A 17,802-nucleotide genomic window follows, 5' to 3' on the forward strand; every position below is an offset into this window, starting at 1 on the left:
TGGAACGGTCCAAATAATAACAAATTATAGATAGGAGAGGTGCATGCTTCGCATCATATCAGTAGCCAGCGCGGCTGCTTTGATATCTGTCTCATCGTTAGGGGTGGCGCAGGAGTCTAATACGCAGTGGGTAGATCCATTTATAGGTACTGGTGGGGACGGGCACACGTTTCCCGGGGCGGTTGTGCCTTTTGGCATGGTACAACTTAGTCCGGATACGGACAATCCAATGCGGGGTGTGTCACCGCAGCCTGAAATATACAAGCGCTGCGCCGGATATCATTACGATGACACTACGATAGTTGGTTTCTCTCATACCCACTTTTCAGGTACAGGTCACTCAGATCTTGGAGATCTGTTGGTAATGCCGATCAGTGGCGAGGTAAAAACTAATCCCGGTACGGCGGAAGATCCAGATTCAGGGTATCGTTCACGTTTTTCTCATCAGCAGGAATGGGCAGAAGCTGGTTACTATGGAGTTGAGTTGCAAGATTACAATATAAAGGCTGAGCTCACTGCGAGTCCCAGAGTAGGTATGCATCAGTATACCTTCAAAAATGGCGGTCAGGGCCATGTTTTGTTTGATCTCACCAGCGCTATATACAACTTCGAGAACAAGGTTATCTGGAGCGATATTCGTAAAATCAATGATACAACACTGGTCGCTTATCGAGCCACGAATGGCTGGGCCCGTAATCGTCAGATGTATTTTGCGATAGAGTTCTCTCAACCTATAGATAACTACCGTTTCATCAACGAAGACAACATGCGTTATCGCTGTATGGGATGTCTGGGAAAAGAGAAACATTCCACTATCGAAAATAAAGCGGTAAAAATGACCGCCGGTAAAGCTGTTAAGTTCGTTGCAAGCTTCGACGACGTCGAAAACAAGCCATTGAAGATTAAAGTAGCGCTTTCAGCGGTTAGCCGTAGTAATGCACTCGAAAACCTTAAAGCAGAGATCCCACACTGGGATTTTAATAAGGTTCGTGAGGACGCAAGTGCGCAGTGGGCTACCTATCTGGATAAGGTAGACGTAAAGGGTACAAGTTCGGAAAAGCGTCAGTTTTATACTGCCCTATACCATGCATTACAGGCACCAAGCCTATATCAGGACGTCAATGGTCAATATCGCGGCGTAGATGGCGAAATCCATGATGGCAAAGGTTTTGAGCATTACACCTTGTATTCGCTTTGGGATACTTACCGCGCATTGCACCCGCTGTTGACTTATATTGACCCGGACAGAGTGTCAGGCATGATACAGTCCATGCTGGTTCACTATCAGCAAAGCTATGAAAAGATGCTGCCTATCTGGTCATTCCATGCTCATGAAACCTGGACCATGATTGGCTATCATGCGGTGTCGGTCATCGCCGACGCCTATCTTAAGGGGATCCGGGATTACGATGTAGATTTAGCCGTTGAAGCTATTATCAATACGGCCAATAACCCGGTTTACGATGCAATTCCTGAATATAAGAAGTTTGGTTACGTGCCAATGGATGTATTGCCAGAATCCGTGTCCATTACACTGGAATATGCCTATGACGATTTTGCGATTGCCAGAATGTTTGAGGCGATGGGTAAAAGCGAGCTGGCGAAGCAATATTATGCACGTGCCATGAGCTACAAAAACGTATTCGACCCTCAAAGTGGTTTTATGCGCGGGCGTGACAGCCAGGGTCGTTGGGATCCTGAGTTTAATCCATTTAAAGCTAAGTATATGGGGCCCTTTACAGAAGGAAACGCCATGCAGTACAGCTTTTATGTACCCCAGGATGTTGCAGGTCTGATCGATTTGATGGGAGGAGATGACGCCTTTACTCAGCGTCTCGATGATTTGTTTGATACGCCGTTGTCTCAAGAGATGATAAAGGAACATGAAGACATTGCCGGTCTGATTGGTAACTACGCCCACGGTAACGAACCAAGCCATCATATTGCCTATTTATATAATTACGCCGGCAAACCCTGGAAAACCCAGGAACGAATTCGCCAGATCATGGACACGCTGAGTTCTGATAAGCCTGATGGTCTTGCCGGTAATGATGACGTTGGTCAGATGTCTGCATGGTATATTTTTTCCGCAATGGGCTTTTATCCTGTAGCGCCTGGCGATCTGGCTTACGCAATCGGTGCACCTCAAACACCGAAGGTAACGCTTAAACTGGCAAACGGTAAGCAGTTTACGACTATTGCCGTTGGGTTGAGTGAAACACATAAATACATCCAGTCGGTAACTTTAAATGGTAAAGCTCTGGAGCGTAGTTATTTAACTCATGATGACATTATGGCTGGTGGCGAACTTAAATATGTGATGAGCGATAAACCAAACAAGAATTGGGGTAGAAGCTTTACAGCAAGACCGCCAGCACTCTCTGATTATCAGTAGGCTTTATGTCGGACAATGATCAAAAAAGCCAAACTGAGTTACATCGCAGCAAAAATTATGCTGGGCCAGATACAGACAAGCTGGTCCTGGTCATTGTAAGTAATAAATAAGGTGGGATTTGTCCCACCTTTTTTCATTTCGTGCACAGAGACCTGAACAATTACTAATCAGTTGAAAAATAAATCGTGAAAACAAGTGTATAATTAGCTTTAGGCAACAAAAGTTTCGCCGATAAGGTAAGACAAACTCGTTAAGATTTGGTAAAACAAATTTGTATTAGTAGAATTAAGACAGGGCTTCCCATGTTCAGTGCGCTCAAATTTACAACTAAAATAACACTGGCCGCTTCATTGGTGCTGGTGATCGTACTTTCCCTTTTTACCGTGAACAACTTTATCCTGATGCGCTCACAAACGCAGGCCCAGTTAACCCTGGTGTTACAGGAGATCTCTGAGTCGGTTTCGCAAAATATTGCTAACTGGCTGAATGACAGGCTGGACATAGTCAGCGCTGTCGCCAGTGGGCACCGTAGTAACGATGTACACTCAGACATATTAAGGCGTGTTCAGACAGCACATGAGGCTGGTCACTTTAAGAATACTTTTATAGGCACACCTGATGGTCAGTTTGTATTAAATGATACAACAGTGGTATTGCCGAGCGATTTTGATGCCACGCAAAGGCCCTGGTACAAATTGGCGGAGCGCAAAAGAGATACTGCATTCACGACACCTTATATAGATGTGACGAGCAACGAGCTGACCATAACCGCGGTTGTGCCTATCATGAACAACGGACGATTCTCTGGTGTAGCTGGCGGCGATATTGATATGGCAACTATCACAGACATAGTTAATGAAATCGATTTTCTCGGCTACGGGTATGGTTTCTTATTAGATTCTGAAGGGCGGATCCTAAGCCATCCAGATACCCAACTTAACGATAAGCCAATGACAGATCTGTTCGGCACTAAGCTGCCATTATCGGAGGCGTTTGCTGATTTGACCATTGATGGAAAAGAAAAGCTGGTGTCATTTGTTAAAATGCGCGGTATTAAAAATGTCGACTGGTACCTGGGTGTGGTGATTGATAAAGAAATCGCCTACAGCTCAGTGGCGTCTTTTCGTAATATGGCGCTGATTTATATGCTGGTGGGGGTTGTGGTCATAGTTGTTATGCTGCAGCTGCTGCTTAAATATCTGATGAGACCTATGGTCCACTTAAATGAAGCCATCAAAGATATTGCGCAGGGAGAAGGTGACCTTACCCGCAGGCTTGATGTGGAAAACAACGACGAATTCGGAGAGTTGTCCAATTACTTCAACCTGTTTGTGGACAAAATCCACGAGAGTATCTCTAAAGTAAAAGAAACAACACTGGCACTTGAGCAAGTGATGGCGGGCCTGCAATCGCAAACACAAGGCGCACTTGATATCTACACAGAGCAAACCAAGCGCACTGATAGTGTCGCTACAGCCATCAATGAATTGTCATCCAGCGCGGTTGAGATTTCAAATAATGCTAAGCATGCCTCGGAGTTGGCAACGGAGGCAAACAGCCTATCCAGTCAGGGTCAGGTTGCATTGAATGCCAACATCGAAGAGATCGGCTCTTTGAGTGCTAAGATGCAGGAAGCCCAGTCGACAATAGATGGTCTGGATAAGCTGACCTCAAGTATAGGGCAGGTACTTGAGGTAATTAAAGGTGTCAGTGAGCAGACCAACTTGCTGGCGCTTAACGCGGCAATTGAAGCGGCGCGCGCCGGTGAGGCCGGGCGCGGATTCGCCGTGGTGGCCGATGAGGTCAGGCAGCTTGCTCAGCGTACACAGGAATCGACCCAGGAGATTGAAAACACCATTGGAGAATTGCAGCAGGGGTCTGCATCGGCTGTTGCAGTGATGAAGTCAAGTATCGATGACTCCAGTAACAGCGCCCAGCAGGCTCAGTCCGCCGGTACTAAAATGCAGGAAGTGACGCATGCAATCGACTCTATCGACGGTGTAAACCATGCCGTTGCCAGTGCAACGCAGGAACAAAATGCGGTGATCCAGTCGCTAGATAGCGATATCCATGGGATCAGTGATTTGTGTGTTGAGGGTAGTCACAGCTTGACGAAAACCCTGGAAGAATGCCAGACACTAAAATTGCAATTTGATGAACTAGAGCAGATGCTCGCAAAGTTCAAGGTCTAACCCTCTCTAAGGCTGCGTTCATGCAGCCTTTTTTATTTATTGCGCAAGATTAAATAAACTCCTTTCATGAATCATATATGACAGCTGTAACCTAAATGTATTTTTAGCGCAACATGGATGTCATTTAGGCACATTAGACTGCACGCAATTCCAATATAGCAACAAGCAAATATTAAAAGGTGTATGCGATGAAGTGCGTTAACCACTTGCTATTAGCAGGTATGGTCGCCGTTGCGGCTAATGCTCAGGCAAATGATCTGAACAAGGTCATTGAATCAAGTTCGGCTATTAACCAGTCAGCCCTCCAGTCTCAAAATAAAATCAATTCTATTGCAGATGACATGCAGTCAAGACTGCAAAAGTTCAGAACACTGAATAAAGAAATAGATGGCCTGGTTGTTTATAACAGCCAGTTAGACAAGCAGATCAAAAATCAATTAGAAGAAATGGCTGCGATTAACGAGTCTATGGATCAGGTATCCGTGATTGAACGTCAGATCACGCCACTGATGATGCGTATGATTACAGGTCTCGAGCAGTTCGTCGCGCTGGACGTTCCTTTTCTAAAAGAAGAGCGCGCAGAGCGCATTGCGAAGTTACAAGCAATGATGGACCGTGCTGATGTTTCTTCAAGTGAAAAGTTCCGTCGCGTACTCGAAGCTTATCAGGTGGAAGTTGAGTACGGCCGCACCATCGAAGCTTACTCTACTTTGCTAACGGTGGATGGTCAGGAACGTGAAGTTGATATGTTACGCATTGGTCGCCTTGAGCTGCTTTATGTGACTAAAGATGGCAGCAAAGCGGGTAGCTGGAATAAAGACAGCAAGTCATTTACTGCACTGCCAGACACCAATATCAGTCAAATAAACAAAGGTATCCGCATCGCGCGTAAGCAACTTGCACCGGATATGTTAACTCTGCCAATTCAGGCTGCAGAATAAGAGGTATATGATGAACTTTTTTAAATCTTTCAGCCTTAAAACAGTAATGGCAGCAACGCTTGCATTGTCTAGCTCAGCGTTTGCAGCAGAACAAGCAATGGATCTGGATACGCTGTTAAAGCAACTTGAACAGGGACAGAGCGCGCAAAATGCACAAAATGCACAGCGTGAAGCCCAGTTTAAAGCGCAGCAGAGCGAGCAGGTTAGAATGTTGCGCGAATTGACTGCTAATCGCGATGGCGAACTCAATCGCTCAGAGCGTCTCGAAACTCAGTTTGAAGAAAACGAAATCAAGCTAGGTAATTTGGGCGACACTCTATCAAAGCGTATGGGGTCATTGAAGGAGCTGTTCGGTGTACTTCAGCAAGTAGCTGGCGATTCAAGCAACAAGTTCCGTACCTCAGTTGTATCTGCAGAGATACCAAATCGTAGCGCGTTCATGGACGACATGGCTAAGCGCATGGGCTCAAGTACTAAACTGGCGTCTATCGAAGACATCGAAAAAGTATGGGTTGAGCTGCAACGTGAAATGACAGAGCAGGGTAAAGTATCTCGCTATACCACCGATGTGATTGTTGCAGGCGGTGCCAAGGAGCAAAAAGAAGTTTTGCGTGTTGGTGCGTTTAACCTGATTGCCGATGGTAAATACCTGTCTTACAACCCTGAAACCAATACACTGTCTGAGCTGACCCGTCAGCCGACAGCACGTTTCATGGAGAGTGCGGCTGAGCTTCAATCTGCACAATCTGGTACCGTTGACTTTGCACTAGACCCGACAGGCGGTTCAATCCTGGGTCTGTTGGTTCAGGCGCCAAATACCAAAGAACAAGTTGAGCAGGGCGGAGCCGTTGGTTACGTTATTCTTGGTGTGGGTCTGATTGCATTATTAATTGCCCTTGAGCGCTTTATCTCTTTGATGATTATGGGTGCTAAAATCAACCGTCAGCTTAAAGATTCTGTTGCACGCGAAGACAACCCGCTTGGCCGCGTAATGAAAGTCAAAGAGCAATATCCGGATGTTGCGTATGACACATTAGAGCTTAAGCTAAGTGAAGCTATTTTGCGTGAAATGCCGAAGATTACCCGTAACCTCACTCTGATTAAGATTATCTCTGTAGTAGCACCCCTATTGGGTCTGCTCGGTACTGTAACCGGTATGATTAATACCTTCCAGGCCATCACCCTGTTTGGTACAGGTGATCCGAAACTGATGGCCGGTGGTATCTCAACAGCGCTTGTTACAACCGTACTGGGTCTGGTTGTCGCGATTCCTACCGTATTCCTTTACACCTTACTTAACACGCGCTCTCGTAATTTGCTGCTTATCCTTCAGGAGCAAAGTGCAGGCATCATCGCCGAGCGTAGCGAGAAAGGAGCGTAATTGTGGTTCTTTTAGTAGATGCAATCAATGCGCTACGTGAGTTCCTAGACACAGGTGGCCAGGTTCTCCTGGTCATCGGTATGGTCACATTTGTGATGTGGTTGTTGATCCTCGAACGTTTTATGTTTGTGTTTGGCAAGTTCAGATCCTATCGCAAAGATCTGTTGAACAGCTGGACAAGTCGAAAGGAAAGAAACAGCTGGAATGCAGAGCAGATCCGTCAGGCCATGATCTCACGAGCCGGAATACAGCTTAACTCTAACTTACCATATATCAATGTCATGGTAGCCCTGTGTCCACTACTTGGGCTACTAGGTACAGTAACCGGCATGATTGAAGTATTTAATGTGATGGCAATCACAGGATCGGGAAGTGCCCGCTCTATGGCTGCCGGTGTTTCTAAAGCAACGATCCCAACCATGGCTGGTATGGTTGGCGCGCTGTCAGGGGTTTTTGCCTCTACCTTCTTACAACGTAAGGCAAAGCGCGAAGTAGAACTGTTAGAAGACAAGCTGTTGCTTGACCACTAGAAAAGAATTTGAGGAAACGTAATGAGAGCTCCATTAGCAAAGGTTTTTCAGGAAGAAGAAGCCGAAGAAATTAACATGACACCCATGCTGGATGTTGTATTCATCATGCTTATTTTCTTCATCGTAACTGCATCATTCGTCAAAGAAGCAGGTATCGATGTAAACCGTCCAGAAGCGGCGACCGCTGTTAAAAAGCAGCGTGCGAATATACTTGTTGCCATATCAGACAAAGGTGAAATCTGGATTAACAAACGTCAGGTCGATATCCGCGCTGTACAGGCAAATATCGAGCGTCTGAAAGCGGAAAACCCACAGGGTAGCGTGGTTATACAAGCGGATAAGAAAGCAACAACCGATACCTTAATCAAGGTAATGGATGCTTCTCGCGCTGCAGGCGCATTCGATGTATCAATTGCGGCCCAGGAATCATAGGAATAGAAAAGATGCGTTACTTACTAGCACTCGTTATTGCAGGTATTGTGACTTTTTTCTTGTTTCTTGGTATGCAGGCACTGATCACAGGTGGAGAAGGCAAGATGGACGAGCCTGTTAAGGGCAACGTGCTTGATTTTGTCCGCCTGAAAAAAGAAGAAACTGTTGAGAAAAAAGAACGCAAACCACAAAAACCACCTACACCCAAAGAGCCGCCTCCGCCAATGGATGCGCCTCAAATGCAAAGCAACAACCTGGATGCTGCTGGAGCCGATTTTAACTTCAGTGCAGACGTAGCAGCTGACGTTGATCTGGCTGGTGGTTTGGCTTTGGAATCCAGTGACGGTGAATATTTGCCTATTGTCAAAGTGGCGCCTGTCTATCCCAGACGCGCTCTTTCAAGGGGAATCGAAGGGTATGTCATCGTAGAGTTTGTCGTAACAAAGCAAGGCACAGTTAGAAACCCGGTTGTAGTGAAAGCCGAACCAGAGAATATCTTTGACCGGGCAGCAATGGACGCAGCATTGAAGTTCAAATACAAGCCGAGAGTTGTGAATGGTGAGGCCGTTGAGGTCGCTGGTGTTCAAAACAAGATCTCATTTCAGATTAACGGCTAGAGTAAAAAGGTGCGATTATGAAAACGTTTAAGAAGCTACTACTTGTCAGTGCATTGAGTTGTACTGGTCTGGTAGCCCCAAGTCTGTTGTCTATTTTGCCTGGCGTTGACCTTGCTGTTGCAAACGCTGAGACTAAAACTAAGCGAGTGCCGGCTTTGCGTGAAAAGGTATACAGTCAGCTTGCGAGAGCGCAAAAGCTTGCCGATGAAGGGGATGTTAAAGGCGGCCTCGAGGTACTTGATACCATCAAAAAACGCGCTGGCAGCATGAACTCTTATGAAGTGGCAATGATGTATAACTTTTATGGTTTCATCTATTACAACGAAAACCAGCTGGACAAAGCCATTGCCTCTTTTGAGCAGGTGGTTGCTGAAGAGGCCATACCGGAGTCATTACGATTATCTACTACATTTAGTCTTGCGCAGCTTGCAATGGCTAATGGTGATTATAAAGCAACTGTAGAATATCTGGATAGCTGGAAGAAGATAAATACACAGCCTGTTAAAAGTAATTATTATGTATTGAAGGCGCAAGCACTTTATCAGGATAAAAAATATCAGGAAGCTGTAGAAAATATTAATTTGGCAATATCGCTAACTGAAAGTGAGAATAAAGTTCCAAAAGAAAACTGGTTGGTTTTGCAAAGGGCTTTATACTACTCACTTAATCAGCCTGAAAAAGTTGCAGAAGTCCTTGAGAAAATGATAAAGCTGTTTGATAAACCAGAGTACTGGGTTCAACTAGCGGGTATGTTTGGAGAGCTTGGAGCTGAGAAAAAGCAACTTGCTATTCTTGAAACAGCTCAGCAGCGTGGTTTCATAAAAAAACGTAGCGATATAATCCAGCTAGCTCAGGTTTATCTTTTTAACGGTTTACCTTATAAGGCCGCTATTGCACTAGACGAAGGCATTAAAAGCGGAGTGGTTAAGGGTAATGCAAAAAACTATGCATTCATCGCAGAAGCTTATGTCCAGTCTAAAGACGAAGATAAGTCTATCGACTTTTTCGCTAAGGCTGATAAAGAAGTCGAGCATGGTAATTACCTGCAACGTATTGCCGAAGTCTATATCAATCTGGAGAAGTTTGATGAAGCCGCAGATGCTGCCAGGGCCGCATTGGACAAAGGCGCTTTAACGTTCGAGTCTAATGCGTATGTCGCACTCGGTATGGCTCAATATAACCTCAAAAACTTCGACGCTTCTATACTGGCGTTTGAACAGGCGGAAAAGCACAAAAAATCGGCTAATCTTGCGAAGCAATGGATTAAGTACGTAAAGCGAGAGAAAATTCACGCTGAAACATTAAAGCAAGCATTGTTATGATTTTATAATCGCAACACCAAAGCCGCCTTCGGGCGGTTTTTTTATTTTTAAAAGTCAGATGTCATCTTTATTTACCAAAACTGTAACCTTATCGTAATGAGGTGAATCTATTCTGTACCCAAGCTTTTTATTGCGCTTATAACTATTACTTTTTCGGAGATATAAAATGAAACTTGCTGGGTTATTTAAAGTAAGCCTTATCACTTCTGCTTTGGTTCTTGCTGGCTGTGGCGGTGATGTCAATATAACACCAACTACAAATGACAATCGCGTAGATAACTCTCAGGATGTCGTATCACCAGGTACGGGTGACAAAGTTGATAACGGCGACAAAGATTCGCCTACTGCAATCACTTGTGCTAGTTATACAATGGATGGCACCGAATATAAAGGTGAACCAGATTCAGATAATAAAAACTGTGTCTATACTCAAGCATTTGCTAGCTACGCAAAAGACATTACATCTTCATTCCTAATTAACGCACTTCCTAATGGCGGCGCGCACATCTTCGAAGGTGCTCTTTTCATCGGTAAGGACGTTGATACTTCTAAAGGTGAGACTGTTAATACTGACGGACCAACTCTGACAATCGAAGCCGGTGCAACCATCGCTTTCACAAAAGCGCAGAACTTTGTTCGTATTGCTCGTGGTGCGAAAATCAATGCCATCGGTGAGGTTGATAAGCCAATCACCTTTACATCAATTAATGAAGTTGACGGTGACGACACTACTGTGCCTGCGATGCAGGACTGGGGTGGTATTCAGGTAAACGGTATGGCTCAGACTGTTGAATGTTCTAAAACTGAGGCAGAGCAAGGTCAGTGTAACGTAGACGCAGAAGGCGTTGTTTCTTACTACGGCGGCAATAACAATGAAGACAGCAGTGGTGTGCTGCAACACGTTGTCGTTAAATATGCTGGTTTCGGCGTTGAAGGTGACGAACTAAACTCAATTACCCTAAATGCTGTCGGCTCAGGCACGACTGTTGACTACGTACACATCCATAATGGTTACGATGATGGTATCGAGCTATTCGGCGGTACAGTTAATATCAAACATATTGTCGTTACTGAAACCGCAGATGACGGTATTGACTGGGATACAGGCTGGAAAGGTAACGGTCAGTTCATTCTGGTACAAACCTTAACTCAGGGTAACCACGGTTTTGAAACTGACGGTGGTAAAAAAGACCCATCAACTGCAGATGGTCAGGATCGCGCAACAACCGTTTCTTACCCAACTATCGCTAACGCAACCGTTGTTAGTAATGGTGTGAAAGGTCCTCGTGGTTACGGCGCAGGTATGGAAATGAAAGAGTGGGGTAAAGCTCAGCTTCATAACATGTTGTTCGTTAATGCGGGTACAGAAGCCGGTGCTGGGTGTTTTGACCTGTACAATGAAAAAGATAAGTCTACTCCGATGGGTGTTCATGCTAATGCAAAAGCTGGCGATATCGCGTTCAAAAACTCTGTATTTGCATGTGGCCTGAACTTCGAAGCGGTTAAAGAAACCCTTACTGGTGACCTGGCTGATTTCAACATCGAAGCTTGGTTCACTGCGGCTGACAGCGGCAATAAACTAATCGGCTTTAAAGATTTCGCAAGCGTGCTAGGCGAGAACGGTGTTGCAACTAAAGGTTCAATTCTTGATAAAGATGGCAACACAGTGGCAGTCGAAAGCAGCAAGCTGAGTGAAGACAACTCATTCTTCGAAGATGTTACCTACATTGGTGCAATCGGCGAAAGTGAAACAGACACTACTTGGGCAAAATTCGTTTCTATGTCTTTAGAGCGCACGAAGTAATCTAATCCATTTCTAGCTTTTAACAGGGCGCATTCATGCGCCCTTTGTGAATCCGGTTTTGGTTTAGAGGAACGACAAATGAAACCAATCAAAAAGTTTAAAACCAATTTGATCACGCTTTCTTTGCTTTCTCTTACTTCCCCTTTGGCTGTACATTCGGTTTCAGCAGAAGAGACAGCGCAAGAGATTGAAGAAGTAGTTGCGGTAGGCAGTCGCCTTAAAGGTAGTGCCAGTGCAGTAATTGAAGAAAGGAAAAATCAAGCTTTCGTAGCTGATATCATGGGTGCAGAGCAAATCTCACGTACCGGTGATAGTGATGCTGCGTCTGCACTTCGCCGTGTAACAGGTCTGAGCCTGGTAAACGATAAGTTTATCTATGTGCGTGGTCTGGGTGAGCGATACTCAAGTGTACGATTAAATGGCGCTCAGGTTCCAAGTCCTGACTTAACGCGTAATGTAATTCCGCTAGATATCTTTCCATCGAGTATCATTGAATCACTCGCTGTACAAAAAGCATACTCACCAAATATGCCAGCGGCGTTTGGTGGCGGTGACGTAAATATCCGTACCAAAAGTATTCCAAGTGATCGCGTCCTTAAGTTAGAGGTTGGTGTCGCTCATAAAGACACTAACAGCAGAGGATTTGTTTACAATGGAAGCGATGATGACTGGTTAGGGGAAGATGACGGTTTGCGGTCCATGCCGGTTGCGGTAACTAACGCCCTGAGCAAATATGTAAACGGCATATCGGATATCTCACGTTTAAACATTCGTGCTGTAGAAGCTCAAGACAGAGGTGAAGCTGTATCACAGCAGCAGGCAATCGAGCTTAATAAAGACATTGCCAAAGCACTACATCGTGATTTTGGGATGGTTGAGAAAGACCTTGACCCTGATGTTGGCGGTAAATTGGTCTATGGCGACCGTTTTGATGACCTATTCGGTTTGGGTGGTCAGTTTGGCTTTTTAGCGTCTTTGGCGTACGACCATGAATGGTCACACAGTAAAGGCTATACTGCTGTTCTGGCGTCGGTAGACAATGCCGATTCTAACTGTGGTGAAAGCCCATTAGCCTGTTATTCCGCTCGTGATGACAAAGAGTCTACTAAGAAAAATGTCAAGTTAAACAGTTCACTGAGTCTTGGCTATAAAATCGATGACCATGATCTGACCGCAAGCTTTATGAAGCTTCGCGACACCGAAGATGAAGCGTCAGTGTCCATTTACCAGGAGCCTTCTAAGTCTCTGAGTAAAGAAGACGGTGAAGTACAGCGTAAGCATTTGACCTCTTTCGAACAACGCGAACTGGAAATAGTTCAGCTACGCGGTACACATAATTTAAATTATGATTTCCTTAAGAGCGTGAACCTGGACGGCCTCGGTTTTGACTGGCATTACACGGATTCTACGGCAACAACTAATATCCCGAGCGAGCTGGAAATTACGGCAAGAGATCGTTATGAGGGTGGCGCATATGTCGAAACCTATACCAGCGGGGCGTTAGGTGGTGATCCCTTCTTGTATCGCTTTGTCGACATGGAAGATAAAGTTGAAAACTACGGGTGGAACTTATCAAAAGCCTTTTATTTCGATAATTCAGAGCTTGAAGTCAAAGGTGGCGGCTATTTCGTAGAAAAAACACGTGACTATCGTACTGATTTCTTTAAATATCGCTTTGGCCCAAGTGAAGTGGTCAGCCTTGCTGACACTAGCAGTCAGGCACTGGGTATGGGCAGCTACTTTAAAGACGATGCAGTAGTAGACAGTACTGATGTAGAATTGTTGTTCCAAGAACCAACAGCAGATGATTATCTTGCTGCACAAAAAATTGATGCTTACTTTGGTGCATTCGACTACGTATTTAAAAACGACTGGCGACTCTCAGGTGGTTTGAGATACGAAGATTTCAGACAAGTCGCACTGGCATTTTCTCGCTCAGCTTATGACTCAGCATTATTGCAAGATCAGTTAAGCGAAGAAGCGATTAAAGACGCTACTGTAATGGAAGATGAAACATTCGGCTCATTGTCCATGACATACAGCCAGGAAGGCTATCAGGTCCGTTTTGGCTGGGGTGAAACCATAGTTCGTCCAGACTTACGTGAGCTGACACCGGTTCAGTATCAAGACCCGCTAACTGATTACAGAACTTTGGGTAATCCAACGTTACAGTCAAGCTATCTTGATAACTTCGACGCACGAGTCGAGTTCTATTTCGACGGTGGTGACAACTTCTCAGTGGGTGCTTTCTATAAGGATATCGATAAGCCAATTGAAGCTCAGCTTACTGAACGCGATGGTCGATTCACTCTTGAGTTCGAAAATGCGGATAGTGCCTATGTATATGGCCTGGAAGCTGAATGGCTGGTCGAGTTGTCTGCGGATATGCTAGGTGGCGCATTCTTTACGTCTGGTAACCTGACAGTCAGTGATTCTGAAGTTGAAATTTTAGAAAGTGCACGTGGTGATTTAACCAATATTAAGCGCCGGATGAGTGGCCACTCTAAATACGTGGCAAACTTTCAGCTGAACTACGATTCGCACAATGGTAACCACCAGGGTTCATTAATATACAACGTATTTGGTGACCGCATCCTGGCGGCAGGTGTAAATGGGTTTGACGACGCTTACGAGCAGCCAATTAATTCTTTGGACCTGGTGTACAGCTATTATCCAACGTTTAACACAACGATTACTGTAAAAGCAAAAAACCTGCTCGGTCAGGATTTTGAAGTTCAGCAAAACGATGTGGTTATCCGTTCTCGTGAGAATGCGCAGCAAATCAGCCTTGATGTGTCTGTTGAATTCTAAAGATTCACGGTTTGTGTGACAAAAGCCTGACCTTCGGTCAGGCTTTTTTAATTCGGACGGCAATTTACCCTAATATCTGATAGTCCGCTTTGAAATCACTTGCTAAATCTGCATCTCTTTGACACATATCTAAGGTGCACAATTTCACTTTCTTTGATAGCCATTCTTTGCAAATTGTCCGGAGCAAAAATCAGTATGAAAGATAAAGTTGCGTGTTAATGGTGTCTTTGTATTAGGTATGGCTTTCGCTATCCAAGGAACAGTTATTTGGCAGTGTAATGTAAATGAGACTTAAGTCAGTTTTAAGTTACAAATTATTTTCTTAAATTTCAGCTTGTTGTAATCAAAATTACTTGAATACTCGCTAAACTTAAGCCATACTTTGTTCTAATTTAGTACTGCATTTTTATGATAGTTTGACCTGAGTACAAATTATCAACAACCTGGTTCTAAACTGTTGCTTTCGCGACAGTGTGGGACACAACCTTTACATGTTGTATCCAAACCCCGCTTTCGCGGGGTTTTTTATGATTAATGTTCAATTTTGACGCTAAAAGTATAGTTTCTTATCACAATCTTTGCTATTTTTAGACGTCTAGACATACCTCTCACGCAATATACTCAATGATTCAAAAAAAGGTAATACCATGAAAAAAGTAGGACTAATTGGTTGGCGTGGAATGGTCGGCTCTGTTTTGATGCAACGTATGCACGAAGAAAATGACTTTTCTGATATTGAACCTTATTTCTTTACAACATCCCAAGCCGGTCAACCGGGGCCAGAAGTAAAGTCTCAGTCCACGGCGTTGTTAGATGCATATGACCTCGACAGTCTCTCTGGGATGGACATAATTTTGTCATGTCAGGGTGGCGATTACACAAAAGCAGTGTACAGCAAATTGAAAGAAACTGGCTGGAATGGCTACTGGATTGATGCGGCCTCAGCTTTGCGAATGTCGTCGGATAGCATTATTGTGCTGGATCCGGTAAACAGAGATGTAATAGAGCAGGGTCTTGAACAGGGCGTGAAGACCTTTGTTGGTGGTAACTGTACTGTGTCGCTGATGTTACTGGCCCTGGGTGGGTTGTTTGAACAGGATCTGATTGAATGGGTCAGTCCGATGACATATCAGGCAGCATCCGGAGCTGGTGCCCGAAATATGAAAGAACTGATCACCCAGATGGGCGAAATACATGGTTCTGTAAAAACACAACTGACTGACCCCAGTGCGGCAATACTAGAAATTGATAAACTTGTAGCTGAAAAACTCAAGTCACAAAGCTTGCCGACAGATCAATTTGGTGTGCCTCTGGCCGGTAGCTTGATCCCATGGATAGATGTACCTATGGAAAGTGGTCAGAGTAAGGAAGAGTGGAAGGCACAGGTCGAAGCAAATAAGATCCTGGGTTCGAGTAAACAACCTATCCCTGTTGATGGGATCTGTGTACGTATCGGTGCAATGCGCTGCCACGCACAGGCTTTAACCATCAAGCTTAGAGAAGACATTGCGATTGAAAAAATAGAAGAGATTTTAGAAGCGCACAACGAATGGGTTACGGTCATTCCCAATGAAAGAAAAGTAACCGAGCAAGAGCTGACACCCGTAAAAGTGACCGGTACGCTGAATATCCCAGTGGGAAGAATACGCAAACTTACCATGGGTCCAGAATATATTAGCGCATTTACTGTAGGTGATCAGTTACTATGGGGAGCTGCTGAACCTTTACGTCGTATGCTGCGGATTATTGTAGAGCAATAAAGCTCAAACACGATACGTTCAGATAAAAGCACTAAGCCTTGCTTGATGCTTTTATCTTTTATTAATTTTAAGCAGAAAATTGATTGGCAATTTGGGCATGATATATGTCGCATATAGCAATATGGAGCAAACCAGCTAATTTGCTGAACCCGAAACGAGTAGTTGTTACATATATCGTATATCCTATAATTTGTATTATGTTAAATAATGTATTTTCTAAAATTAGCTTCTCCATGGCCCTACCTATCTTGTATTACTAGCTTGAGACATGCTTAACTGGGGATACTAGGCAACGCGGGAATTATTAGTTGAATTGTTCCCTATTCAGCAAAAGCAAAAAATAATAACCGTCTGTCGATGTTATTTATCATGAGTGAATGCGGCATTTAGGCTTAGCTTATTCTCACTCTGTTCTCTGAAAATTATGAACAAGATCTTCACTCGACGTTCCAGGATGACAGACACTTTCGTCAGATCTCAAACTAAGGGATATCTGCTCAACACTAAAGACCGATACTAACCAGTATCGGTCTTTATGAAGGCTAGCCTTGTTGTTGGTTTAGATAGCCGCTATTTTTTTATTTAGCATTCGCCTGAATCACATAAGCCCCGTGGATAAAAATTAAATTATTGATTTACCGTAAGCCATAGGCTTAACTACTTATTGTTAGCAATGCAGGCATTTTTAGAGATTTATCTTTGCAATAATAGAAGGAACTTCTAATGAAAATACTGGTGATAGTCGTTACTTTAGCCATTCTGTTTGGTTGTACTACTACTTCTAAAAACGTCACGCTGGTTGACTGTGACCATCCTTCTGGGTGGTGTGAGCAAATTAGGAATACGGCTCAAGAAGCGTTCGTTTTTGCACAAATGTCGCACAACGTATACCAGGATGATTTCCAATTTAGCCTACCAACTAAGTATTCCGCTGTTGAGCACAGTGACAATGATGCAATTGGTTTTGCGTACTCTATCTATGAAGATACTGATACAAATACCGTGATTTTAGTTTTTCGGGGTACAGAAGATATAACCGATTGGTGGTATGGAAATTTCTTGGGATGGCAAAACGAATCTGCCCTTGAGCTATTCGATCAGCAAAAAAGTCAGTATCCTGAAGGCACTAAATTTATAGTTACTGGACACTCACTGGGTGGCGCTATTGCCTTAGAAATATCTCTGAAAAGAGAACATGTTGACACCTATGTCTTTAATACATCGCCACGGTTTCGTTTTGGAGAACAAGTTTATGAAAATAAGCGTGTTTCGATCGTAGAAAATGGTGAAATTCTAAAATTATTTCGAGCCCCTGCACCTGAAGCCACGCAAACGTATACATCATTGGGTTGTTCGAGCGGTGGGCCATTATCTCAACACGAGCAGTCCAAACTGGCAGTTTGCCTTACAAAAATAGCGGCCTCTCAATCGGCAATGGCTATTGAATCTCTAAATTCCAATAATATTGAATTACCAGAATACTTATTAAACTGATACAGTCTGACATGAGGTTATGAAGGATTGTTCTGGGAGTTAAATTGGGAGGCTTTATGCTCCATACCCATTGACCGCTGAAAGGCTCTATGGAGCATGTTTATTTTATGGCATAAAGAGCCT

Annotated in this window: 12 protein-coding genes; all 12 read left to right on the top strand. The window is 44.2% G+C overall.

Features of this window, described 5'->3' with window-relative positions; genetic code table 11:
* The first annotated feature begins 43 nt into the window (after positions 1-43).
* The 12 genes from ELR70_RS02010 (at position 44) to ELR70_RS02065 (ending at position 17,679) form a co-directional block, all read left to right on the top strand.
* Entirely contained in the window at positions 44-2,395 is a 2,352-nt protein-coding gene (locus ELR70_RS02010; RefSeq protein ID WP_054016589.1) for a GH92 family glycosyl hydrolase, read from the top strand.
* Positions 2,396-2,697: 302 nt separating this feature from the next.
* Entirely contained in the window at positions 2,698-4,587 is a 1,890-nt protein-coding gene (locus ELR70_RS02015; protein WP_054016588.1) for a methyl-accepting chemotaxis protein, read from the top strand.
* A 188-nt stretch (positions 4,588-4,775) separates the two neighbouring features.
* Positions 4,776-5,528, top strand: coding sequence for a DUF3450 domain-containing protein (locus ELR70_RS02020; RefSeq protein ID WP_054016587.1), 753 nt, complete (start codon positions 4,776-4,778; stop codon positions 5,526-5,528).
* Positions 5,529-5,538: 10 nt separating this feature from the next.
* Positions 5,539-6,909, top strand: coding sequence for a MotA/TolQ/ExbB proton channel family protein (locus ELR70_RS02025; protein WP_054016586.1), 1,371 nt, complete (start codon positions 5,539-5,541; stop codon positions 6,907-6,909).
* A 2-nt stretch (positions 6,910-6,911) separates the two neighbouring features.
* Entirely contained in the window at positions 6,912-7,439 is a 528-nt protein-coding gene (locus ELR70_RS02030; protein ID WP_054016585.1) for a MotA/TolQ/ExbB proton channel family protein, read from the top strand.
* Between the two features lie 21 nt (positions 7,440-7,460).
* Positions 7,461-7,871, top strand: a complete 411-nt coding sequence (locus ELR70_RS02035; protein WP_010381303.1) for a biopolymer transporter ExbD — start codon at positions 7,461-7,463, stop codon at positions 7,869-7,871.
* Positions 7,872-7,882: 11 nt separating this feature from the next.
* Positions 7,883-8,488, top strand: a complete 606-nt coding sequence (locus ELR70_RS02040; protein WP_054016584.1) for an energy transducer TonB — start codon at positions 7,883-7,885, stop codon at positions 8,486-8,488.
* Between the two features lie 17 nt (positions 8,489-8,505).
* Positions 8,506-9,810, top strand: coding sequence for a CDC27 family protein (locus ELR70_RS02045; protein ID WP_054016583.1), 1,305 nt, complete (start codon positions 8,506-8,508; stop codon positions 9,808-9,810).
* 166 nt (positions 9,811-9,976) lie between these two features.
* On the top strand, positions 9,977-11,614 hold the full coding sequence (locus ELR70_RS02050; RefSeq protein ID WP_054016582.1) for a hypothetical protein: 1,638 nt from the start codon (positions 9,977-9,979) through the stop codon (positions 11,612-11,614).
* A gap of 78 nt (positions 11,615-11,692) precedes the next feature.
* Positions 11,693-14,425 (top strand): TonB-dependent receptor plug domain-containing protein, encoded by a 2,733-nt coding sequence (locus ELR70_RS02055; protein WP_054016581.1) that lies wholly within the window; start codon positions 11,693-11,695, stop codon positions 14,423-14,425.
* Positions 14,426-15,072: 647 nt separating this feature from the next.
* Complete coding sequence (gene asd / locus ELR70_RS02060) at positions 15,073-16,185, top strand: aspartate-semialdehyde dehydrogenase (RefSeq protein WP_054016580.1); 1,113 nt, start codon at positions 15,073-15,075, stop codon at positions 16,183-16,185.
* A 723-nt stretch (positions 16,186-16,908) separates the two neighbouring features.
* Positions 16,909-17,679, top strand: a complete 771-nt coding sequence (locus tag ELR70_RS02065; protein ID WP_054016579.1) for a DUF2974 domain-containing protein — start codon at positions 16,909-16,911, stop codon at positions 17,677-17,679.
* Positions 17,680-17,802: the final 123 nt, after the last annotated feature.

This window comes from Pseudoalteromonas sp. R3 (assembly GCF_004014715.1).
In the GTDB taxonomy this organism is placed as follows: domain Bacteria; phylum Pseudomonadota; class Gammaproteobacteria; order Enterobacterales; family Alteromonadaceae; genus Pseudoalteromonas.

Coding starts and splice junctions, on each gene's coding strand:
- ELR70_RS02010 (WP_054016589.1), top strand. CDS start 44: ATGCTTCGCATCATATCAGTAGCCAGCGCGGCTGCTTTGATATCTGTC.
- ELR70_RS02015 (WP_054016588.1), top strand. CDS start 2,698: ATGTTCAGTGCGCTCAAATTTACAACTAAAATAACACTGGCCGCTTCA.
- ELR70_RS02020 (WP_054016587.1), top strand. CDS start 4,776: ATGAAGTGCGTTAACCACTTGCTATTAGCAGGTATGGTCGCCGTTGCG.
- ELR70_RS02025 (WP_054016586.1), top strand. CDS start 5,539: ATGAACTTTTTTAAATCTTTCAGCCTTAAAACAGTAATGGCAGCAACG.
- ELR70_RS02035 (WP_010381303.1), top strand. CDS start 7,461: ATGAGAGCTCCATTAGCAAAGGTTTTTCAGGAAGAAGAAGCCGAAGAA.
- ELR70_RS02040 (WP_054016584.1), top strand. CDS start 7,883: ATGCGTTACTTACTAGCACTCGTTATTGCAGGTATTGTGACTTTTTTC.
- ELR70_RS02045 (WP_054016583.1), top strand. CDS start 8,506: ATGAAAACGTTTAAGAAGCTACTACTTGTCAGTGCATTGAGTTGTACT.
- ELR70_RS02050 (WP_054016582.1), top strand. CDS start 9,977: ATGAAACTTGCTGGGTTATTTAAAGTAAGCCTTATCACTTCTGCTTTG.
- ELR70_RS02055 (WP_054016581.1), top strand. CDS start 11,693: ATGAAACCAATCAAAAAGTTTAAAACCAATTTGATCACGCTTTCTTTG.
- asd (WP_054016580.1), top strand. CDS start 15,073: ATGAAAAAAGTAGGACTAATTGGTTGGCGTGGAATGGTCGGCTCTGTT.
- ELR70_RS02065 (WP_054016579.1), top strand. CDS start 16,909: ATGAAAATACTGGTGATAGTCGTTACTTTAGCCATTCTGTTTGGTTGT.